The organism is Streptomyces sp. NPDC051180, assembly GCF_040689545.1.
Taxonomy (GTDB): domain Bacteria; phylum Actinomycetota; class Actinomycetes; order Streptomycetales; family Streptomycetaceae; genus Streptomyces.
Genome location: NZ_JBFBBC010000031.1, coordinates 1 through 20,611 on the forward strand (window position 1 = coordinate 1; position 20,611 = coordinate 20,611).

The following is a 20,611-nucleotide window of genomic DNA, read 5'->3' on the forward strand; positions in this document are numbered from 1 at the left end:
CCTCCTGCACGCGCGCCGCTACCCGTCGCTCACCCTGAACCTGCTGCTCACCCCGATCATGCTGCTGCTGCTCTTCGTCTACGTCTTCGGAGACGTGATGAGCGCCGGCATCGGGGGAGGAGGCGCCGACCGCTCCGCGTACATCGCCTACCTCGTGCCGGGCCTCGTGCTCATGACGATCGGCTCCACCACGATCGGCACCGCGGTCTCGGTCTCCACGGACATGACGGAGGGCATCGTCGCCCGCTTCCGCACCATGGCCATCCACCGCGGCTCGGTCCTCTTCGGCCACGTCGTCGGCAGCGTCGTCCAGTCGATCCTGAGCGTGGTCCTCATCGGCGCCGTCGGGGTGGCCATCGGCTTCCGCTCCACGGACGCCACGGCCCTGGAGTGGCTGGCCGCCTTCGGCCTGGTGGCCCTCTTCGCCCTGGCACTGACCTGGATCGCGGTCGGGATGGGCATGGTCAGCCCGAACGCCGAGGCCGCCAGCAACAACGCCATGCCGCTGATCTTCCTGCCGCTGATCTCCAGCACCTTCGTCCCCGTCGACGCGATGCCGGGCTGGTTCCGGCCGATCGCCGAGTACCAGCCCTTCACCCCCGCCATCGAGACCCTGCGCGGCCTGCTCCTCGGCGCCGAGATCGGCGACAACGGCTGGATCGCCGTCGCCTGGTGCCTGGCGCTCACCGCACTCGGATACCGCTGGTCGAAGTCGGTCTACGACCGCGACCCGAAGTAGGGCGGACCGGCCCGACCCCTCGGCTCGGGCACGCCGACCGACCGCATCCCTCCCGGGGCGGCGTACACCGACTCCCGTCGGCCTACGCCGCCCCCTCCCCGTGCCCGATCCCACCTCCGCCGCCGTCCCCGGGTCGCTCCCCGCCCGCGTCCGTCGCGCCACCGCCCTTCCTGCGGGCCCGAGCTCCCCGCACGGCCCGTACCACCCGGGTCGCCCCCCACCCCAGGACCCACGGCAGCACCGTGATGCCCATGACGTACACGAGGAAGTAACCGACGAGGTCGTCGGCCCGTTTCGGCTGGTCGAGGGGCAGCACCATCGCCACCGAGGAGACCCCCACCGGCACCAGGGGCAGCAGGACCGACCACAGCCGCGCCCGCAGGCCGGGCCGGAGGGCGCAGCACACCCCCATGCCGCCCATGACGAACGGTCCGAACGGCACCCACAGCACCACCGGAAGGAACAGCAGGACCCACCACTCGTCCGCGTACCCGTACATCATCGAAGCCCCCTGAGACCGTGTGCCGGGTCGCGCCCGGCACATGACCGCGGGCGTGGGCCCACGCCCGTCCTCCCAGACGCCGGGCACCGGCGGTCCAGTTCTCGGCGATTGGCCTTGGCCCCACGATTTCCGGCCCTTGTACGGTCGGTGACATGCGCATCCGAATCGTCGACGCCTTCACCGACCGGCCCTTCTCCGGCAACCCCGCCGGGGTCCTGCTCCTCGACTCCTTCCCGGACGACACGTGGCTCCAGAAGGTCGCCGCCGAGGTCAACCTCTCCGAGACGGCCTTCGCCCACCCCCTGCCCGCCGGCGGTGACGCGGACTGGGCCCTGCGCTGGTTCACCCCCACGACCGAGGTCGACATGTGCGGGCACGCCACGCTGGCGACGGCCCACGTCCTGCACAGCACCGGGTCGGCGGAGGGGACCGTCCGCTTCGCGACCCGCTCCGGTGTCCTGGGCGCCACCGCCGAGGCGGACGGCACGATCACGATGGACTTCCCGACGTCCTCCCTCACCCCCGTCGCCGAGCCCCGCGGCCTGGCGGAGGCCCTCGGGGCCGAGGTGGTCGCCGTCCACGACACGGCCGCCCACATCGGCGACCTGGTGGTCGAGCTGCGCGACGAGGCCACCGTCCGCTCCCTCACGCCGGACTTCGCGGCCCTGAAGTCGCTCTCCTCCCGGGGGATCATCGCGACCGCCGTCGCCGAGCGTCCCGACAGCGGCTACGACTTCGTGTCCCGCGGCTTCTTCCCCGCCGTCGGCATCGAGGAGGACCCGGTGACCGGCAGCGCCCACACGGCGCTCGCTCCCCTGTGGTCCGCCCGGCTGGGCCGCGAGGACCTCACCGGCTTCCAGGGCGGCGCCCGCACCGGTCTCGTCCGCACCCGTCTGCTCGGCGCGCGCACGCTGCTGACCGGCCGGGCCGTGACGGTGATCGACGGCGACCTGCACGCCTGACGCGCGGACGGGAAGAGGGGGGAGAGGTGCGCGCCTCAGGCGTCACACCCCTCCCCCGCCACGCGCCCCTCGACCGGCGCGCCCCTCACCCCGTGGGCCGCCCACCCCGTGGGCCAGCCACCCCGTGGGGCCCTCACCCGGTGGGCAGCCAGCCCACCTTCCCGGCGAGCAGCCCGTACCCGACGAAGGCCACGATGTCGAGCAGGGCGTGCGCCACGACCAGCGGGCCGACCCTGCCCCAGCGGCGGTACAGCAGGACGAACACCACGCCCATGACGACGTTGCCGAGGAAGCCGCCGACGCCCTGGTAGAGGTGGTACGAGCCGCGCAGTACGGAGCTGGCCACCAGCGCGGCCATCGGGCTCCAGCCCAACTGCCCCAGCCTGCGCAGCAGGTACCCGACGACGATGACCTCCTCCAGGACGGAGTTCTGCACCGCCGAGAGGATCAGCACCGGGTACTTCCACCACACCTCGGGCAGCGACTCCGGCACCACCGTCAGGTTGAAGCCGGACGCGCGCGCCGCCAGGTAGAAGGCGAGGCCGGCGCTCCCGATCCCCGCGGCGACCAGCGTCCCGCGCCCCAGGTCGAACCAGGGCCGGGTCCGGTCGAAGCCGATGGCCCGCAGCCCGGCGCCCTCCCGCGTGAGCAGGTGGGCCACCAGCACGACCGGCACCAGCGCCGTGGCGATGCCGAAGAGCTGCCAGGACAGGTCGAGCCAGGGCCGCCCGGGCGCGTACGAGCCGTTGAGCGTCGCGGCCTGCTCCTTCAGCGCCCCGGGCCTGGTGAGGGAGCCGACGAAGCTGATGAGCGACGACACCGCGCTCGCGCCGAGCGAGAGCGCCAGCACGATCAGGGTCTCGTCGCGCAGTACCTTGCGCGGCAGGCTCTCGGGGGGCAGGGAAGCGTCCCTCGTGTATTGCTCCGACACCACACCTGTCTCCAGTTCCCGTCGCGGGCGCACGCCGATCCGGCGGCCTCGTCCGGAACGGTCGGTCCCCGTCCGCACGCGACCACCCTGACATGATCGCCCACGCCCCGGCGGGGACCCCCGGGGCCGGGTCAGTCGATGCCCACCGGCCAGGTGTGCACGGGCTCCCCGCCGTGCATCAGCGTGCGGTAGCGCCGGGTGGTCGCCGCGAGCGCCGCCTCGCGGTCGAGGCCCGACTCCAGGGCCCGGTGGAAGGTGTCGGCCTGCCAGGAGGCGCCGTTCACCCGCCGCAGACAGCGCTGTTCGATGATGCCGAGGTAGTGGTCGCGGTCGGCCGGCTCGATGTGCCAGGCGTCGAGTCCCGCGGCGGCCAGCGGCAGCAGTTCGTCCAGGACGAGCCGTACCGCGGGGAGCGTCGCCACTCCGCCCGCGCGTCCGGTACGGGGCCAGCGCAGCTCGGCCTCGATGCCGTGGCGGCAGGCCGCGTCGAAGTTGGCCTCGGCGTCCTCGAAGGTCATGCGCTTCCAGACGGGCCGCGGGTCGTCGGCGAGCGAGCGCACGAGGCCGTAGTAGAAGGCCGCGTTGGCGATCACGTCGGCGACGGTGGGCCCGGCCGGCAGCACGCGGTTCTCGACGCGCAGGTGGGGGACGCCGTCGACCCAGCCGTAGACGGGCCGGTTCCAGCGGTAGATCGTGCCGTTGTGCAGGACGAGCTCGTGGAGCCGCGGCACCTCGCCCCGGTCGAGGACGAGCAGCGGGTCCTCCTCGTCGCAGAGGGGGAGCAGGGAGGGGAAGTAGCGGAGGTTCTCCTCGAAGAGGTCGTACACCGAGTCCACCCACCGCTCCCCGAACCAGGTGCGCGGCCGGACGCCCTGGGACTGGAGTTCGGGCGGGCGGGTGTCGGTCGCCTGGAGGAAGAGGGGTGGCCTGGACTCGCGCCACAGCTCCCGGCCGAAGACGAAGGGCGCGTTGGCTCCGAGCGCGATCTGCACGCCGGAGACGGCCTGTGCCGCGTTCCACACGGCGGCGAAGCGGGCGGGCGTCACCTGGAGGTGCAGCTGGACGGAGGTGCAGGCGGCCTCGGGGACGATCGACTCCGAGGTGCACTGCAGCCGTTCGACGCCGTGGATGTCGAGCGTGAAGTCCTCGCCGCGGGCGGCGAGGATCTGGTCGTTGAGCAGCGCGTAGCGGTCGGCGGCGGACAGGTTCTCGAAGACCAGGTCGCTCTGGGCGAGTGTGGGGAGTATGCCGATCATGACGACGCCCGCGTCGAGTTCGGCGGCCTTGCGGTCGGCGTATCCGAGGCCGGTGCCGATCTCCTCGGCGAGCCGGTCGAAAACACGGCCTCCCAACTGGTGCGGGGCGATGTTCACTTCGAGGTTGAACATTCCGAGTTCCGTCTGGAAATCGGCGCTCGCGATCTTTTCGAGAACGGGCGCGTTGAGCATGCGGGGCAGCCCGTCGGCACCGGCGAGATTGAGTTCGATCTCCACGCCCATGAGATTGCGCGGCCGGTCGAACCTCTTCTCCGCCAGCAGTCTCGCGAGTCCCGCGAGACACTGCTGGAGCTTTCTCCGGTAGTGCTGTCGGTCGGACGGGCCGAACCCGTCGGCCACGACCTTCTCCCCCATCGAAGCGTCCCTCCCCGAGCGGTCAGCCGCCACGACGGCCGCGTGTCACGGACGATGATGCCCAGCCCGTTGATCGACAACGCCTGCGGAACGGGGCCGTTGGCGGATAGGCTGGACGGAGAGCACCAGCGGCACATTCCGAAGGCAAGGAACAAGCGACATATACCGATGTCCTATTGTCCCGGAAGCCGGGGTCATAATTCGGCCGTCCCCCGTCGCGTCGAATTCGCAGGTGAGCGGGGAGGCGTGGCGCCGATTCCGCCCGGAAGCCCGTGTATTACGGCTCGATGACGCCTTGTCAGGAATATCGGCGACGTCTAGCGGAAACACTGTGTGAACACGTGTCGTATAAACTCCGCGGACGAGGCAGAGTGTTGGCGCCCGGCCATGGCCTCATGGCCCCCTCTCTGGCCCCGCCGCCGACAGCGCCGTCGTACCTGCCCACGCATCACCGTGTCTCCTGAGTGAGAGGCGACCCACCATGCTCCGACCCTCCCCGGCCCCCGCGCCGGCCCTCCGCAGTGTCCTCGCGGCCCTCGGCTCGCCGACCGCCGTCCGCGAGGCCCGAACGCCCGCCCTGCGGGCCGCGCAGGGACCACTGAGCCCCGAACACCCGCTGCCCGTGCACGTCCTCGGCGTCGCGGGAGCCCCCGGGATCGCACCCCGCACCCGGCTCGCCGGCTGGCGCTTCCTCATCCGGCACGGCGAGCGGACGATCGCGGCCGCGGACACCATGCTCACCCCGGACGGCTGGACCTTCTCGCACTTCTTCGAGGGGCCGTACGTCACCGCGACGGAACGGGCGCTGCTCCAGGCCGAGGCGCTGCCCGGGGCGTACGAGCCACGGCTGCTGTCCGTACCGGAGCTCTACATGCTGACCCTCTGGCTGCACGCCGACCCGGACGCCGACGGCGCCGCCACCGCCCCGGCAGCGGCCGACCTGATGGTGCCGCTGGCCCCCGCCCCGCCGGGGATCGCGGCCCACCGGCCGTACCAGGTGGCCGACCTCCTGCCCGTGCTCAGTACGCGCCTCGCGCCGCCGCCCCTCCTGGGCTCGGCGGCGCCCGCCTGATCCACCGCACGCGCCCCATCGCCCCGTGGCCCGGTCGGGTCACGGGGCGCACTGCTGTCCGGACCGCGCGCCCGAACGAGCGCCCCGAACACCCCCACCGGACGGACTAGCCCGCTGGGACCACCCCGAACCACCCGAAGAGACGGTGCAGTTGACCTGAACCGCCCCTGCGGGTGATGCGTCTTCCCCGGAGAGGACGAGCTGCCGTGAAATACCTGCGGAAGACCGTCCGTGGGGCAAGACTGGGAACGGACCGAACCGACCGACGGGGGCGGCGATGAGCGCGAACAGCCGCAGGACATCCACCACGACGCAGCGAAAGAACCCACCCATGTGCCAGCATCAGCCTGCCTGTCCCACCGCCGACTCCGCCGACCGGGAGGCGGCCCGACCGATGGCGCACCATCCGGAACAGGGCTGGAGCCTGCTGTGCAACGGCGTCCTGCTCTTCGAGGACACCGGTGAGCTGCTGCCGGACGGGCAGATCATCGCCCCGCACCGGCCGCTGACGGCAGGCCGGGTGACGACCGCCGCCTGAGCGGGCGGTCACACGCACACCGCACGAGGGAAACGCCGAGGGCCGGCCCGGAGGAGATCCTCCGAACCGGCCCTCGGTCCGTGCTCAGTGGTCGTACTCGTCCATGGGCGGGCAGGAGCAGACCAGGTTCCGGTCGCCGAAGGCGCCGTCGATGCGGCGCACCGGCGGCCAGTACTTGTCGGCGGCCGAGACGCCGGCGGGGAAGACCGCCTCGTCACGGGTGTACGCGTGGTTCCACTCGCCGCCCAGCGCTGCGGCGGTGTGCGGCGCGTTGTGCAGCGGGTTGTCCTCGGCGGGCCACTGGCCCGAGGCGACCTTCTCGATCTCGGCGCGGATCGCGATCATCGTGTCGCAGAAACGGTCCAGCTCGGTGAGGTCCTCGGACTCGGTCGGCTCGATCATCAGCGTGCCGGCCACCGGGAAGGACATCGTCGGCGCGTGGAAGCCGTAGTCGATGAGGCGCTTCGCGATGTCGTCGACGGTGACGCCGGTCGCCTTCGACAGCGGACGGAGGTCCACGATGCACTCGTGGGCGACCAGTCCGGCCGGTCCGGTGTAGAGCACCGGGAAGTGCGGCTCCAGGCGCTTGGCGATGTAGTTCGCCGCGAGGACGGCGACCTGGGTGGCGCGCTTGAGTCCCTCGCCGCCCATGAGGCGCACGTACGACCACGAGATCGGCAGGATGCCGGCGGAGCCCCAGGGGGCGGCCGAGATCGGGCCGACGCCGGTCTCCGGGCCCGCGGTGGGCTGGAGCGGGTGGTTGGGCAGGTACGGGGCGAGGTGGGCGCGGACGCCGACCGGGCCGACACCGGGACCGCCGCCGCCGTGCGGGATGCAGAAGGTCTTGTGCAGGTTCAGGTGGGAGACGTCGCCGCCGAAGTGGCCGGGCTTGGCCAGGCCGACGAGGGCGTTGAGGTTGGCGCCGTCGACGTACACCTGACCGCCGGCCTCGTGGACCTCGGCGCAGATGTCGGCGACGTGCTCCTCGAAGACGCCGTGCGTCGACGGGTAGGTGATCATCAGCACGGAGAGCTCGTCGCGGTACTGCGCGATCTTGGCGCGCAGGTCCTCGACGTCGACCTCGCCGTCGTCGGCGGTCTTGACGACGACGACCTTCATGCCGGCCATGACCGCGGAGGCGGCGTTGGTGCCGTGCGCGGAGGACGGGATGAGGCAGACCGTGCGCTGCTCGTCGCCGTTGGCGCGGTGGTAGGCGCGGACGGCGAGGAGGCCGGCCAGCTCGCCCTGGGAACCGGCGTTCGGCTGGATCGACACCTTGTCGTAGCCGGTGACCTCGGCGAGGCGCTCCTCCAGCTCGGTGATGAGCGTGACGTAGCCCTGCGCCTGCTCGACGGGGGCGAAGGGGTGCATCTGGCCGAACTCGGGCCAGGTCACCGCCTCCATCTCGGTCGTGGCGTTCAGCTTCATCGTGCAGGAGCCGAGCGGGATCATGCCGCGGTCGAGCGCGTAGTCGCGGTCGGCCAGCTTGCGCAGGTAACGCAGCATCGACGTCTCGGAGCGGTGCGCGTGGAAGACCGGGTGGGTCAGGTACGCGTCGGTGCGCAGCAGCGCGGCCGGCAGCGTGTCCTCGGTGACGGCGTCCAGCGCCTCGACGTCGGCGGTGACGCCGAAGGCGCCCCAGACGGCGGCGAGCTGCTCGCGGCCCGTGGTCTCGTCGCAGGAGATCGAGACGTGGTCGGCGTCGACGCGGAAGAGGTTGACGCCGGCCTCGCGGGCGGCGGCCACGACCTCGTCGGCCTTGCCCGGGACGCGGGCGGTGAGGGTGTCGAAGAAGGCGCCCTGGGTGAGCTCCACGCCGCCGGCGGTCAGGCCCGCGGCGAGGATGGCGGCGTACCGGTGGGTGCGCTGGGCGATCTGCCGCAGGCCGTCCGGGCCGTGGTAGACGGCGTACATGCCGGCCATGACGGCGAGCAGGACCTGCGCGGTGCAGATGTTGCTGGTCGCCTTCTCGCGGCGGATGTGCTGCTCGCGGGTCTGCAGGGCGAGGCGGTAGGCGCGGTTGCCGTCGGCGTCGACGGAGACGCCGACGAGGCGGCCCGGGAGGGAGCGGGCGTGCTTGTCCTGGACGGCCATGTAACCGGCGTGCGGGCCGCCGAAGCCCATGGGGACGCCGAACCGCTGCGTCGTGCCGACGGCGATGTCGGCGCCGAGCTCGCCGGGCGAGGTGAGCAGGGTCAGCGCGAGCAGGTCGGCGGCGACGGTGACGATCGCGCCGAGCTCGTGGGCCTGGTCGACGACGGCCTTGATGTCGCGCACGGCACCGGAGGCGCCGGGGTACTGGATCAGGACGCCGAAGACACCGCGCTCGGCGACCTCGGCCGGGATGCCCTCGCCGAGGTCGGCGACGACGACCTCGACACCGGTCGGCTCGGCGCGCGTCTGGATGACGGCGATCGTCTGGGGCAGCGCGTCGGCGTCGATGAGGAAGACGCCGTTCTTGACCTTGCCGACACGGCGGGACAGCGCCATGGCCTCGGCGGCGGCGGTGCCCTCGTCGAGGAGGGAGGCGCCCGAGGTGGGCAGGCCGGTCAGGTCGGCGACCGTCGTCTGGAAGTTCAGCAGGGCCTCCAGGCGGCCCTGGGAGATCTCCGGCTGGTAGGGCGTGTATGCCGTGTACCAGGCCGGGTTCTCCATGACGTTGCGGAGGATGACCGGCGGGGTGAAGGTGCCGTAGTAGCCGAGGCCGATCATCGGGGCCAGGACCTGGTTGCGGTCGGCGAGCGAGCGCAGCTCGGCGAGGACCTCGGCCTCGGTGCGCGCCGAGGGCAGGCCCAGCGCCTCGGTGTTCTTGATCACGTCCGGCACCGCGGCGGCGGTGAGCTCGTCGAGCGAGCCGTAACCGACCTGGGCGAGCATCTTGGCCCGAGCCTCGGCGTCGGGGCCGATGTGCCGCTGCTCGAACGGGATGCCCTGCTCGAGCTCGGAGAGCGGAATGCGGTTGGCGGTCATGTACGGAGGCCTCCTGGTCGTCACGACCTGCGAGGGGCACCACGGCGCGGGTACCCGGACGGCCTCCCCCTCTGTCATCTCAACCTGAGAGTTTCACCGGCACGCCTCACGGCACGCCGGCTTTCACCGTCGGTGAGAGCGGGACGCCGTCGGGCATCCGCTCTGCTTTCCAGAGTGACCTCGTCCGCGCGGTACAGGGGCCTGAGAGATTCCGGGGAGGATTTGCTCCTTCGGCGCCCACCGGAAGGTTTCTCCGGGGGACTCTCCCGCACAGGGTCGACAGCCACAGCCAGCCTACCAGCGCCGTTGTGGCTGCCATCGCTCAAGTGGCCGACATCCCAGTTGTGCACTTTCGTAGGGGTGTAGAGCAGTTGCGACCAGTTGGAGGGACCGTGCAGACCGACATCGATCCGCGCAGCCTGATCGGCCGCAAGGCGTACGACCGCAACGGACACAAGATCGGCACCGTGGACGAGGTGTACCTGGACGACGCGACCGGCATACCGGAGTGGGCCGCCGTCCGCACCGGCCTGTTCAGCCGGGACGCGTTCGTCCCCCTGGACCCGAGCGACCTGCTCGACGACGGGCTCCACATCCCCTACGAACGCGCCCTCATCAAGGACGCCCCCGACTTCGGCGTGGGACGTCACCTCTCCCCCGAGCAGGAGCTCCAGCTGTACCGCCACTACAGCCTCGCCCTGCCCCCGCCCCCCTCCGACCACCCGGACACCGACTTCGGCCGCCTCGCCGGCTCCTGACCCCCCGCGCCTCCGGCCCACCCTCGCGAGCGGGCGGGCCGAGCCCGGCTGACGCGGGCCCGAGGTCTCGCCGGGCACCACGGTGCCCGGCCTTCCCCCTCCGCGACGGAAAGCCGCTCACCCCACCAGTGGCAACGGCTCCCCCGCCACCAGGTCCGGATCGTCCACGGCGAACGTCCGGACCCGCCCCGGGGCCGTCGACCCCGGCTCCTCGAAGCGGACGGTGACCCGCCCGACCCCGCTCCCCTGCACCCACCCGGGGCCGTAGACCGCGTGCCGGACGTCGTGCCCGGGCGACCAGTGGCGCTCCACGGGCTCAGGCGCCCCACCGGGCCCCTCGGCACCACCGGCACCTTCCGGGGCGGCGTCAGGGGCGCTCAGGGACGTGGAGGCGCCCTCCGCGGGCGATTCGCCCTCGGTCTCCTCCGCGGCACCGGCCGCCTGGGCGAACAGGTCCTCCTGCGTGTAGTCCGCCAGGCCGCTGACGCCCACCCCGAGCAGCCGTACGCCGCCGGTGGTGTCCACCGCCTCCAGGAGCCGCCCGACGGCCTCGCGCACGACGGCGGGATCGTCCGTGGGACCTCTCAGGGTCTCGGACCTGGTCAGGGTCGAGAAGTCATAGCGCCGCACCTTCAGGACGATCGTCCGCCCCGAGTGGCCCGAGGCCCGCAGCCGCCCGACGCACCGGTCGGCGAGCCGCTCGACCTCCACCCTGATCCGCACCCGGTCGTGCAGGTCGACGTCGAAGGTGTCCTCGACGGAGACCGACTTCGCGTCCCGCTCGGCCACCACCGGCCGGTCGTCGTGGCCCAGGGCCATCCGGTGCAGCGAGGCCCCGTGCGCCCGCCCCAGCAGCCGTACGAGCTCGTCCTCGCCCGCCTCCGCCAGGTCGGACACCGTGGTCATCCCGGCCCGCCGCAGGTGCTCCCCGGTCGCCGGTCCCACGCCGGGCAGGATCCGTACCGACCGCGGTCCCAGCAGCTCCCGCTCGGTGCCGGGCTCGATGAGGACGAGCCCGTTCGGCTTGGCCTCCTCCGAGGCGATCTTCGCGATCATCTTCGAGCCCGCGAGTCCCACGGACCCCGTCAGCCCCGTCGTCGCCAGGATGTCGGCCCGCAGCCGCTCCCCCGCGGCCCGTGCTCCCGCGCTGTCGTCGGCGACGCCGCCGGCCTCCAGGTCCACGAACGCCTCGTCGAGACTGAGCGGCTCCACGAGCGGCGAGAGCCGGCCGAGCAGCTCCATGACCTGCTCGCTGATCGACCGGTAGAAGGAGAAGCGCGGCACCAGGTAGGCGGCGTTCGGCGCCAGCCGCCGCGCCTGCCCCATGGGCATGGCCGAGTGCACCCCGAAGCGCCTCGCCTCGTAGGAGGCGGTCGCGACCACGCCCCGCGGGCCCAGTCCGCCCACGACCACGGGCTTTCCGCGCAGGCTGGGCTTCGCCGCCTGCTCTGCGGCGGCGAAGAACGCATCCATGTCGAGATGCAGGATCGTCGGCGCGGCTCTCACGATTCCGATGCTGCCTTACGCCACTGACAACGGCCCCGTACCCGGGCGGCCGGTCCACCCGCCACCGGCCGGCACGGGGGCCGGTCAGACCGCCTTGTCGCGCCGCCGCCGGGCCAGCTCGTCGCCCGGGTTGTTCCCGACGAGCGTCTCGCCCGTGTCGACCCGCTCGCCGTGCAGCTGCGAGAGCGCCGACTCGACGTCCCGCCACACCACGCCGACGGCGATGCCGAAGACGCCCTGCCCGCCCTGGAGCAGGTCGACGACCTCGTCCGGCGAGGAGCACTCGTAGACCGTGGCCCCGTCGCTCATGAGCGTCATGCGCTCCAGATCGCTGAAGCCCCGGGCGCGGAGGTGCTGCACCGCCGCCCGGATGTTCTGCAGGGCCACTCCGGTGTCGAGGAAGCGCTTGACGATCTTCAGCACCACGACGTCGCGGAAGCTGTAGAGGCGCTGCGTCCCCGACCCGTAGGCGGGACGCACGCTCGGCTCCACGAGCCCGGTGCGCGCCCAGTAGTCCAGCTGTCGATAGGTGATCCCGGCGGCCGCGCAGGCCGTCGGTCCCCGGTACCCGACCGTCTCGGCCGTCACGTCGGCACGCGCGTCCGTCCCGAAGTCGCCCACACTGCCGTGAAGCGGATACGGACCGCGCTCCCCGGACACGCGTCCGAGCGAGCTGCCTGCCGTACCGTCCGCGCTGCTCATCACGCCGACCCTCCGTCCTTGACCTGCCCACACGAAGGTAGGCAGTCACTCGGGGTGCGTCAACGATCGCCACACTCGGCACGCCGAGTGATAATCACCCTGAGAGTGGTTTCCCGTGTCCCTCTCCGGGGAAAGGCTACTCGAATGCCCTGACGGCACCCCGCGAACGGCCTCCGGTCGAAGCGTCGCGCCTCACTGGCTGTTGGTCCCGAAGTCCTCCGGTGAGATCTGGTCGAGGAACTCGCGGAACTTCTCCACCTCGTCCTCCTGCTCGTCCGGAATCGCGATGCCGGCGTCGTCCAGCACACCGTCGCTGCCGAAGATCGGCGTCCCGGTCCGCAGGGCCAGCGCTATCGCGTCGGACGGGCGCGCGCTCACCTCGACGCCGCTGGCGAAGACCAGTTCGGCGTAGAAGACCCCGTCACGCAGATCCGTGATGCGGACCTCGGTCAGCTCCTGGCCCACGGCCTCCAGCACGTCCTTGAAGAGGTCGTGCGTCAGCGGCCGCGGCGGCGCCATCCCCTGCTGGGCGAAGGCGATCGCGGTCGCCTCCCCCGGTCCGATCCAGATGGGGAGGTACCGATCGCCTCCCACTTCACGCAGGAGCACGATCGGCTGGTTGGAGGGCATTTCCACCCGGACACCCACAACGTCGAGCTCGTTCACACAGCAACCCTAGGACGTGCCCGACCGGTTTGGATAGTCGGGCCCCTCCGGGGTCACTGCAGGCGGATGCCCAGAGCCGTCTGCACGAGCGCCGCGTGCAGCCGCACCGACTGGACCGCCAGCTCCTGCGCGGTGGCCTCGGCATGGGCCCTGGTCTGCGGGTTCCGGTGCCGGCGCAGCGGCGCGACGACCTGCTCGATCAGCCCCGCCTCCCGGTCCGCGGCCGCCTTGACGGCCCGCAGGTGCCGGGGTTCCAGACCGAATCTCCCCAGGTCCGCGACAAGTCGCGCGACGGTCACGGTCTCGGCGTCGTAGCCCCCACCGTCCGCCTCGGCGATCAGACCGTACGACTCCCACGCGGCGAGGTCGGTCTCGGTCACCTCTGCGGCGGCGATCAGCTCGGCCCGCCCGATCCGCGCGGCGGTCGGCGGCTCGGCGTCCTGCTCCCAGGCGCCGTCGATCAGATCGCGTCGACGCCCGGGGGCGGGGAGCGGGATCTGCTCGCCCCGCGCGAGGGCGTCGAGGTGCTCGCGGATGACCTTCAGCGGAAGATAGTGGTCCCGCTGCATCCGCAGGATCTGGGCGAGCCGCTCCACGTCCTGCGGGCTGAACTTCCGGTATCCGGAGGCCGTACGACGGGGCTCGACCAGCCCCTCGGCCTCCAGGAACCGGATCTTGGAGATCGTCACTTCGGGAAATTCGTCACGCAACTGGTTCAGCACCGTGCCGATGCTGACCAGCCGGTCGCCCGCGGTGGCGGTGCCGGATCCGGCACCGCCCGTCGGTGTTCGCTGCATGGACCTTCCCTGAAGGCTTCTCCGAGGCGTCACACGCCCCGCTGGCTCGAGTAGAAGACCAGCCGGTACTTGCCGATCTGCACCTCGTCGCCGTTGGACAGAACGACCGAGTCGATCGGCTCACGGTTGACGTACGTGCCGTTGAGGCTGCCGACATCGGCGACGGTGAAGCTGCCGTCCTGCGCCCGCCGGAACTCGACGTGCCGCCGGGAGACCGTGAAGTCGTCCAGGAAGATGTCGCTCTGCGGGTGACGGCCGGCCGTGGTCAGCTCGCCGTCGAGGAGGAACCGGCTGCCGGAGTTCGGACCCCGGCGCACCACCAGGAGCGCGGAGCCGAGCGGCAGCGCCTCCACGGCCGCCAGCGCCTCAGGAGAGAGCGACGGCAGCTGCGTCTGACCGGTGACCTCGGCGTCGTACGCCTCGAGCCCCGAGATGGAGATCGTCGACGTCGTCTCCGACGCTCGCTCGGCGGCGACTCCGCCCCGCAGCGGCGTACCGCAGTGGGAGCAGAAGCGGCTGTCGGCCGCGTTGCGGTGACCGCACCTCGTACACACCGGCATGGACGCGTCCTCCTGCCGCGGCATTCCCGCGGAGGTCTGTGTCGCGTACGGGTCGGGGGTAAACCCTCCACCCGTACTTGAGGTTGATGGTTCTCCGAAACCTATGCGGGCGGCCCCGGCGGGGTCAACAGACGACGCGCCGTACGCGCCGGGAACGTCACCGCCCTGGCCACCGACCTCGTCGCGGAAGAGCGGGCGCTCGCCGCCCTGCTCCTCGCTCTGGGCGTGGCGCGACGCGCGGTGCTTGGCGTTACCGCCGTCCTCGCGTCCGCTCTTGCCGAACAACTTCGCAAAAAAACTCACGGGCGATTCCCCTTGACCGAAACAGACCCGCCCGTGGGGCAGGACGAACCGAGATCCATCACACCTGCCGACCCGGACACCTTCACAACGTCCGTATCCTCCGGACAGTTTCCACCACGCACCACCGTTGTGGTGCGCCGACCCCCCGCAACGTCATGCCCTTGTCGCGGGACCCCTCCGCCCCCTCTCACTGCGAGGACGACTGAGCGTAGTCAGGCCGCTTCGCGGGTCGCAAGGCGTCGACGACGATCTTCGCCGACCGCTCCACCGTGGCCGTGGCCTGCTCCTTCTCCAGGGTCTGCACGACACCGCCGGGGATGTTGAGCGCGGGCTCGAGATCCTCCGGCTTGCCGATGACCTTGAAGACGTACGGAGCGGCCACCTTCGTTCCATCGATTCGCATGTCTTCGCCGCTACCGGTGAAGTAGCTGTCCGCGACCACGCGGACACCGTTGACCTGGATCGCCTCGGCGCCCGCGGCGCGGAGCTCCTGGATCGCGTCGAGCAGCATGTCCGACTCCACCGCACCGCCGGGGTCCCCGATGGTCAGGGTGATGCCCGGGCCCTCGGCGGCGACGGTACCGGCCAGGATGCCGAGCTGCTGCTCCTTCTCCTGGGTCTGCCGGCGCGCCTCCTCCGCCTGGTCCGAGCTGGACTCCAGCTCGGAGCGCTGCTTCTCCAGCCGTGCCTGCTCGTCCTCCAGGCGCTCGGTCCGGTCGTCGAGCTCGTCGAGGATGCGGACGAGGTCCTCCTGGCGAGCTCCGCGCAGCGCGCTGTTCTCACTGGTCGAGGAGACCTGGATGGCCAGACCGAGGCCGAGCACGAACAGCAGCAGCGCCACGATGAGTTGGGCACGCGTCACCCGCGGCGGCCACAGCGCGGACGCCAGCCTCCGCCGCCCGCCCGACTCGCTGCCGCCTCCCGGGGCGGGCGCGGGCGCCGCGGCCTGCGCGCCGGCCGGCGGCAGGTCCGTGCGCGGCGCCTCCTCGCGGGGTACGTCCTCGGCCGCGACGGAGTCCCCGAGCGGGGCCTTCGGGGCTTCGGGCGTCTCCGGCTCGCGGACGGCCCCGGGCGCGCCCGCCTCCTCCGGCGACCGTCGGACCTCGGCGTCGCGCGGGGCCGCCGAGTCGTCGGGGACCTCGTGGCTCCGCGGGTCCTGGGGGTTCTGCGCGTTCTGCGGGTTCTCGGGGTTCTCGCTCATCGGCCTCACGCCCGGAACACGTGGCGCCGGATGGCGGCCGCGTTGGAGAAGATCCGGATGCCGAGCACGACGACCACACCGGTCGACAGCTGCGCGCCCACGCCCAGCTTGTCGCCGAGGAAGACGATCAGCGCGGCCACGACCACGTTCGAGAGGAACGAGACCACGAAGACCTTGTCGACGAAGATCCCGTCGAGCATGGCCCGCAGACCGCCGAAGACCGCGTCGAGGGCGGCGACCACGGCGATCGGAAGATAGGGCTCGACCACCGCCGGAACCTCGGGGCGGACCAACAGTCCGACCACGACTCCGACGATCAGGCCCAGTACGGCGATCACGATGTGCCCTTCCCTGTGTCGGCCGTGGCCCGACCGGACGGCGTCGCCGCCCCGGCCCCCCTCGGCTCTGCGGTACGTACGGTCAGGCTCGGCGCGGCCGGCAGGCTGACATCGCCCTCGGCCGTGATGGCGCTCCTGATCCCGAAGTTCTCCACCAGCGCGTGCAGGTACTGCCCGTCGGCGCTGTCCTGGAACGCGGTGCTCAGCCGCTGTCCGTCCCCGATGGCGAGGACGGTGTACGGCGGCACCAGCGGCTTGTTGTCGACCAGTATGGCGTCGCCGGCGGCCCGGATCGCGGACAGCGACGTCAGCCGCTGCCCGTTGATCGCGACGGCCTCGGCGCCCGACTCCCACAGCCCGTTGATCACCCGCTGCATGTCCCGGTCGCGCACCCGGCCGGTGTCGGAGAAGCCGCTGCTCTCGCGCGGTCCGCCCCCACCGGTGTCGGTGTCCTTGGCATCGTCGACGACGAGCTTCACACCCGGTCCGTGCACCGGCGTCGCACCCGACAGCAGCGCCACGAGCTCGGCCTGGTCGCCGCCGTGCTCCTGGAGCGCCTCCCGCTGGCGGTTCCCGACCTCGGTCCGGATCCGCTCGACGTCCCGCGCCAACCGGTCCGCGGCCGAGGTCTCGTCCTCGATCCGGTCGATCAGCTCCTGGCGCTCCTTGGCGACCACCGGCGCGGAGATCCGCGCCTCGGCGGCGCCCACGGTCACCACCGCGGCCGCGAGGACCAGGCCGGCGGCGACACCGAGCTTGGCGCGCAGGCTGCGCGGCAGGGCACCGCCCTCGGCGGCTCGCCGGGCCGTCGCCTCCGCGTACCCGTCGTCCAGCGCGTGGTCTATCACGTTGTTCAGCAGCGACATCGACGCGTCCGGGCGCGGCGGTGGTGATCCGGTGCTCCGAACGGGGGGCTGCTGCGACATGCCGCACATCGTCGCACGTCGCACGGCCTACCGCCGAATGGCCCCCGGAACGAGCCGGGAGGCACCCCTGGGGGCGCCTCCCGGCCGGTCACCGCGATCGGTCAGCGACCTGCGCTCTCGACCACCTCGGCCCACTCGTCGAGCAGGGCCTGGGCGGAGGCGTCGTCGGGACCCTCGGCCCACAGATGGGTGACGGCCTCCGCGGGGTCGGGCAGCACCATCACCCAGCGTCCGTCGGCCTCCACCACCCGTACCCCGTCGGTGGTGTCCACGGAACGGCTCCCCGCCGCCTCCACCACCCGGCGCATCACGAGCCCCTTCACGGCCCACGGGGTCGGGATGTCCTTCTTGAGGACATGCGCCCGCGGGATCCGCGCGTCGATCTGGCTCAGCGTGAGCTGGGTACGCGCCACGAGCCCGAGAAGCCGCACGAAGGCGGCGGACCCGTCGAAGACACTGCTGAACTCGGGCACGATGAACCCGCCGCGCCCGTCGCCGCCGAAGATCGTCGACTCCTCCCGGCCGACCCGTGTGAGGTCGTCGGGCGAGGTCGTCGTCCACTCCACCTGCGTGCCGTGGTACGCGGCCACCTGCTCCGCGATCCGGGTGGTCGTCACGGGCAGGGCGACGCGTCCGGACCGTCGCTCGGCCGCCACGAGGTCGAGCAGCACGAGCAGCGCCCGGTCGTCCTCGATGATCCGTCCGCGCTCGTCCACGAGCGAGAGGCGCTCGCCGACCGGGTCGAACCGCACGCCGAAGGCGGCCCGCGCCGAAGCCACGATCTCCCCGAGCCGTACGAGCCCGGCCCGCCGGCTCTCGGCCGACTCGGTGGGCCGCGATTCGTCGAGTCCCGGGTTGATCGTCAGCGAGTCGACCTGGAGCCGTCCGAGCAGGCTGGGCAGCACGAGCCCGGCACTGCCGTTGGAGGCGTCCACCACGACCTTGAGACCCGCCTCGGCGATACCCGTGGTGTCGACGTTCCGCAGCAGCGACCCGGTGTACGAGTCGAAGACACTGGCCGGGAAGGACAGGTCGCCGATCTCCCCGGGGAACGCTCTCCGGTACTCCTGCCGCGCGAACACCCGGTCGAGCTTCCGCTGCCCGCCCTGGGAGAGGTCCGCCCCGCGTTCGTCGAAGAACATGATGTCCACGGAGTCCGGTACACCGGGCGAGGTCCGCACCATGATCCCGCCGGCGCTTCCCCGCGCGGTCTGCTGCCGCGCCACCGGCAGCGGCACGTTCTCCAGGTCCCGTACGTCGATGGCACTGGCCTGCAGCGCGGAGATCACCGCCCGCTTCAGCGCCCGGGCACCCCGGGAGTGGTCACGCGCCGTGGTGACCGTCGCACCCTTCTTGAGCGTCGTGGCGTACGCCCCCGCCAGCCGGACGGCCAGCTCGGGGGTGATCTCCACGTTGAGGATGCCGGAGACACCGCGGGCCCCGAAGAGATGGGCCTGGCCCCGGGACTCCCAGATGACGGAGGTGTTGACGAAGGCGCCGGCCTCGATCGTCTTGAACGGGTACACCCGGACGTTGCCCTGCACGATCGATTCCTCACCGATCAGGCACTCGTCCCCGATGACGGCCCCGTCCTCGATCCGGGCGGCCCGCATGATGTCGGTGTTCTTCCCGATCACGCAGCCGCGCAGATTGCTCTGCTGGCCGACGTACACGTTGTCGTGGACGACCGCCTTGTGCAGGAAGGCCCCGCTCTTGACGACGACGTTCGAGCCGATCACCGTGTGTTCCCGGATCTCCGCGCCGGCCTCGACCTTGGCGTAGTCCCCGATGTACAGCGGCCCGCGCAGCTCCGCGTCGGGGTGCACCTCCGCGCCCTCGGCGACATAGACACCCGGCGAGATCTCGAAGCCGTCGATGTCGACCTGGACCTTGCCCTCCAGGACGTCGGCCTGGGCCTTCACGTAGCTCTCGTGGGTGCCGACGTCCTCCCAGTAGCCCTCGGCGACATAGCCGTAGATCGGCTTGCCGTCCTTCATGAGCCGCGGGAAGACATCGCCCGACCAGTCCACGGAGACGTCCGCCTCGACATAGTCGAAGACCTCGGGCTCCATCACGTAGATGCCGGTGTTCACCGTGTCCGAGAAGACCTGCCCCCAGGTGGGTTTCTCCAGGAAGCGCTCGACCTTTCCCTCTTCGTCCACGATCGTGATCCCGAATTCCAGCGGATTGGGGACCCTCGTCAGACACACCGTGACGAGGGCGCCCTTCTCCTTGTGGAAGGCGATCAGATCGGTCAGATCGAAATCGGTGAGCGCGTCTCCCGAGATGACGAGGAAAGCATCGTCCTTCAATGCTTCCTCGGCGTTCTTCACACTCCCCGCTGTACCGAGTGGCTTTTCCTCGTTGGCATACGTGAGCTCCATGCCGAGCTCCTCGCCGTCACCGAAGTAGTTCCGGACGAGTGAGGCGAGAAACTGCACGGTGACGACGGTCTCGTTGAGACCGTGCCTCTTGAGCAGTCGTAGGACGTGCTCCATGATCGGCCGGTTCACCACCGGCAGAAGAGGCTTGGGCATGCTCGAGGTCATCGGGCGAAGGCGTGTTCCTTCGCCACCGGCCATCACAACGGCCTTCATGTCGGAAGCGTCCTCCTTGAAGAGACGACGGTCCTGCCGACTTCACCTGTCCGCTCAGTAGCCCTGGGGATGTCCTCGGAGTTGCCGGCGACGCTGCTCGGCACAGGACGGACGGGCTCAATCGGCCGCGGTATCCGCCTTCACGAGTCGACGGACCTGGACCACGTAGAGGATCCCTGCCCACCAATACAGAGTTGTACCCCATCCGGCGAAGGCCCACCCGAAAACTTCAGCGAGTGACGAAAGCCAGCCCGTTCCGTCACTGAGAAGCAGCAACGGGAACGCGTACATCAAGTTGAAAGTCGCAGCTTTCCCGAGGAAGTTCACCTGCGGCGGCGGGTAGCCGTGGCGGCGGAGGATTCCCACCATCACCAGCAGCATGGCCTCGCGCGCCAGCAGGGCCGCCGTCAACCACCAGGGCAGGATCTCCCGCCAGGTGAGTCCCACGAGAGTGGACAGGATGTACAACCGGTCGGCCGCCGGATCGAGCAGCCGGCCGAGGTTGCTGATCTGGTTCCAGCGCCGCGCGAGCTTGCCGTCGAGATAGTCGCTGACACCACTGAGCGCCAGGACGAGCAGCGCCCACCCGTCACTGTTGGGCCCGCCGAACTCCGGACGGAGAATCAGCCACAGAAACAGCGGCACGCCGGCGAGGCGCGCCATGCTGAGAATGTTGGGGATGGTGAGGACCCGGTCCGTCTGAACGCGAGTCTCCTGGACCTCCACCCGGGGGCCTCCTGCTGGGCTGGTGCCGACATTGCCCCCCGACTTTACCCTCAGCCACCACCGGGACCCGACACAGGGTCCTGCCCGCCATCAGAACGCAAAAATGCCTCAACCCCCGGACAGTGTCCAGGGGTTGAGGCTAAAGATTGTTCGGCGGCGTCCTACTCTCCCACAGGGTCCCCCCTG

The 20,611-nt window shown here is 71.2% G+C and carries 19 protein-coding genes and 1 riboswitch; of the genes, 5 read left to right on the top strand and 14 right to left on the bottom strand.

What is annotated here, in order from left to right; genetic code table 11:
* The coding region (locus AB0424_RS30460; RefSeq protein WP_366310073.1) for an ABC transporter permease at positions 1-739 on the top strand (739 nt) is incomplete at its 5' end.
* 82 nt (positions 740-821) lie between these two features.
* Here AB0424_RS30460 and AB0424_RS30465 read toward each other — a convergent pair.
* Positions 822-1,241 (bottom strand): hypothetical protein, encoded by a 420-nt coding sequence (locus AB0424_RS30465; RefSeq protein ID WP_366310075.1) that lies wholly within the window; start codon positions 1,239-1,241, stop codon positions 822-824.
* A gap of 152 nt (positions 1,242-1,393) precedes the next feature.
* Here AB0424_RS30465 and AB0424_RS30470 point away from each other — a divergent pair, with 152 nt between their 5' ends.
* Complete coding sequence (locus AB0424_RS30470; protein WP_366310077.1) at positions 1,394-2,203, top strand: PhzF family phenazine biosynthesis protein; 810 nt, start codon at positions 1,394-1,396, stop codon at positions 2,201-2,203.
* A 133-nt stretch (positions 2,204-2,336) separates the two neighbouring features.
* Here the strand turns inward: AB0424_RS30470 and AB0424_RS30475 are convergent, their stop codons facing one another.
* A complete protein-coding gene (locus AB0424_RS30475; RefSeq protein WP_366310102.1) occupies positions 2,337-3,134 on the bottom strand; it encodes a CPBP family intramembrane glutamic endopeptidase in 798 nt (265 codons plus the stop codon).
* 131 nt (positions 3,135-3,265) lie between these two features.
* Positions 3,266-4,765 carry a glutamate--cysteine ligase gene (locus tag AB0424_RS30480; protein ID WP_366310079.1) on the bottom strand — a complete coding sequence of 500 codons (1,500 nt, stop codon included), beginning with the start codon at positions 4,763-4,765 and terminating at the stop codon, positions 3,266-3,268.
* A 481-nt stretch (positions 4,766-5,246) separates the two neighbouring features.
* Between AB0424_RS30480 and AB0424_RS30485 the strand changes: the two genes are divergently transcribed.
* Entirely contained in the window at positions 5,247-5,837 is a 591-nt protein-coding gene (locus AB0424_RS30485) for a hypothetical protein (RefSeq protein WP_366310081.1), read from the top strand.
* 331 nt (positions 5,838-6,168) lie between these two features.
* Positions 6,169-6,375: a DUF5999 family protein gene (locus AB0424_RS30490; protein ID WP_366310083.1), complete on the top strand. Its 207-nt coding sequence runs from the start codon at positions 6,169-6,171 to the stop codon at positions 6,373-6,375.
* Between the two features lie 84 nt (positions 6,376-6,459).
* Here the strand turns inward: AB0424_RS30490 and gcvP are convergent, their stop codons facing one another.
* The gene (gene gcvP / locus AB0424_RS30495) at positions 6,460-9,345 is read right to left on the bottom strand and encodes an aminomethyl-transferring glycine dehydrogenase (protein WP_366310085.1); all 2,886 of its coding nucleotides are present in this window, start codon (positions 9,343-9,345) and stop codon (positions 6,460-6,462) included.
* A 179-nt stretch (positions 9,346-9,524) separates the two neighbouring features.
* Positions 9,525-9,624, bottom strand: a riboswitch (glycine riboswitch).
* Positions 9,625-9,737: 113 nt separating this feature from the next.
* Here gcvP and AB0424_RS30500 point away from each other — a divergent pair.
* The gene (locus tag AB0424_RS30500; protein WP_366310087.1) at positions 9,738-10,103 is read left to right on the top strand and encodes a PRC-barrel domain-containing protein; all 366 of its coding nucleotides are present in this window, start codon (positions 9,738-9,740) and stop codon (positions 10,101-10,103) included.
* Between the two features lie 117 nt (positions 10,104-10,220).
* On the opposite strand, the gene AB0424_RS30505 is transcribed toward AB0424_RS30500, so the two are convergent.
* From AB0424_RS30505 to AB0424_RS30550, 10 genes are all read right to left on the bottom strand, one after another.
* Complete coding sequence (locus AB0424_RS30505; protein WP_366310089.1) at positions 10,221-11,609, bottom strand: DNA polymerase IV; 1,389 nt, start codon at positions 11,607-11,609, stop codon at positions 10,221-10,223.
* A gap of 84 nt (positions 11,610-11,693) precedes the next feature.
* Positions 11,694-12,311, bottom strand: coding sequence for a MerR family transcriptional regulator (locus AB0424_RS30510; RefSeq protein ID WP_366310091.1), 618 nt, complete (start codon positions 12,309-12,311; stop codon positions 11,694-11,696).
* Positions 12,312-12,503: 192 nt separating this feature from the next.
* Positions 12,504-12,977 carry a bifunctional nuclease family protein gene (locus AB0424_RS30515; protein ID WP_017238433.1) on the bottom strand — a complete coding sequence of 158 codons (474 nt, stop codon included), beginning with the start codon at positions 12,975-12,977 and terminating at the stop codon, positions 12,504-12,506.
* Positions 12,978-13,030: 53 nt separating this feature from the next.
* Complete coding sequence (locus tag AB0424_RS30520; protein WP_366310092.1) at positions 13,031-13,774, bottom strand: MerR family transcriptional regulator; 744 nt, start codon at positions 13,772-13,774, stop codon at positions 13,031-13,033.
* Between the two features lie 29 nt (positions 13,775-13,803).
* Positions 13,804-14,745: an FHA domain-containing protein gene (locus AB0424_RS30525; protein ID WP_366310104.1), complete on the bottom strand. Its 942-nt coding sequence runs from the start codon at positions 14,743-14,745 to the stop codon at positions 13,804-13,806.
* Between the two features lie 79 nt (positions 14,746-14,824).
* Positions 14,825-15,847, bottom strand: a complete 1,023-nt coding sequence (locus AB0424_RS30530) for a DUF881 domain-containing protein (RefSeq protein ID WP_366310094.1) — start codon at positions 15,845-15,847, stop codon at positions 14,825-14,827.
* Positions 15,844-16,176 carry a small basic family protein gene (locus AB0424_RS30535; RefSeq protein WP_015032176.1) on the bottom strand — a complete coding sequence of 111 codons (333 nt, stop codon included), beginning with the start codon at positions 16,174-16,176 and terminating at the stop codon, positions 15,844-15,846. Before AB0424_RS30535 ends, AB0424_RS30530 begins: the two co-directional genes overlap by 4 nt.
* Positions 16,173-17,102 (bottom strand): DUF881 domain-containing protein, encoded by a 930-nt coding sequence (locus AB0424_RS30540; protein WP_366310096.1) that lies wholly within the window; start codon positions 17,100-17,102, stop codon positions 16,173-16,175. Before AB0424_RS30540 ends, AB0424_RS30535 begins: the two co-directional genes overlap by 4 nt.
* A 101-nt stretch (positions 17,103-17,203) precedes the next feature.
* Positions 17,204-19,699: a mannose-1-phosphate guanyltransferase gene (locus AB0424_RS30545; protein WP_366310098.1), complete on the bottom strand. Its 2,496-nt coding sequence runs from the start codon at positions 19,697-19,699 to the stop codon at positions 17,204-17,206.
* Positions 19,700-19,816: 117 nt separating this feature from the next.
* Complete coding sequence (locus AB0424_RS30550) at positions 19,817-20,425, bottom strand: CDP-alcohol phosphatidyltransferase family protein (RefSeq protein ID WP_366310100.1); 609 nt, start codon at positions 20,423-20,425, stop codon at positions 19,817-19,819.
* Positions 20,426-20,611: the final 186 nt, after the last annotated feature.

What these genes read in the sequence shown, in the direction of transcription:
- AB0424_RS30465 (WP_366310075.1), bottom strand. Translation starts at nt 1,241, where the DNA reads ATGATGTACGGGTACGCGGACGAGTGGTGGGTCCTGCTGTTCCTTCCG.
- AB0424_RS30470 (WP_366310077.1), top strand. Translation starts at nt 1,394, where the DNA reads ATGCGCATCCGAATCGTCGACGCCTTCACCGACCGGCCCTTCTCCGGC.
- AB0424_RS30480 (WP_366310079.1), bottom strand. Translation starts at nt 4,765, where the DNA reads ATGGGGGAGAAGGTCGTGGCCGACGGGTTCGGCCCGTCCGACCGACAG.
- AB0424_RS30485 (WP_366310081.1), top strand. Translation starts at nt 5,247, where the DNA reads ATGCTCCGACCCTCCCCGGCCCCCGCGCCGGCCCTCCGCAGTGTCCTC.
- AB0424_RS30490 (WP_366310083.1), top strand. Translation starts at nt 6,169, where the DNA reads ATGTGCCAGCATCAGCCTGCCTGTCCCACCGCCGACTCCGCCGACCGG.
- gcvP (WP_366310085.1), bottom strand. Translation starts at nt 9,345, where the DNA reads ATGACCGCCAACCGCATTCCGCTCTCCGAGCTCGAGCAGGGCATCCCG.
- AB0424_RS30510 (WP_366310091.1), bottom strand. Translation starts at nt 12,311, where the DNA reads ATGAGCAGCGCGGACGGTACGGCAGGCAGCTCGCTCGGACGCGTGTCC.
- AB0424_RS30520 (WP_366310092.1), bottom strand. Translation starts at nt 13,774, where the DNA reads ATGCAGCGAACACCGACGGGCGGTGCCGGATCCGGCACCGCCACCGCG.
- AB0424_RS30540 (WP_366310096.1), bottom strand. Translation starts at nt 17,102, where the DNA reads ATGTCGCAGCAGCCCCCCGTTCGGAGCACCGGATCACCACCGCCGCGC.
- AB0424_RS30545 (WP_366310098.1), bottom strand. Translation starts at nt 19,699, where the DNA reads ATGAAGGCCGTTGTGATGGCCGGTGGCGAAGGAACACGCCTTCGCCCG.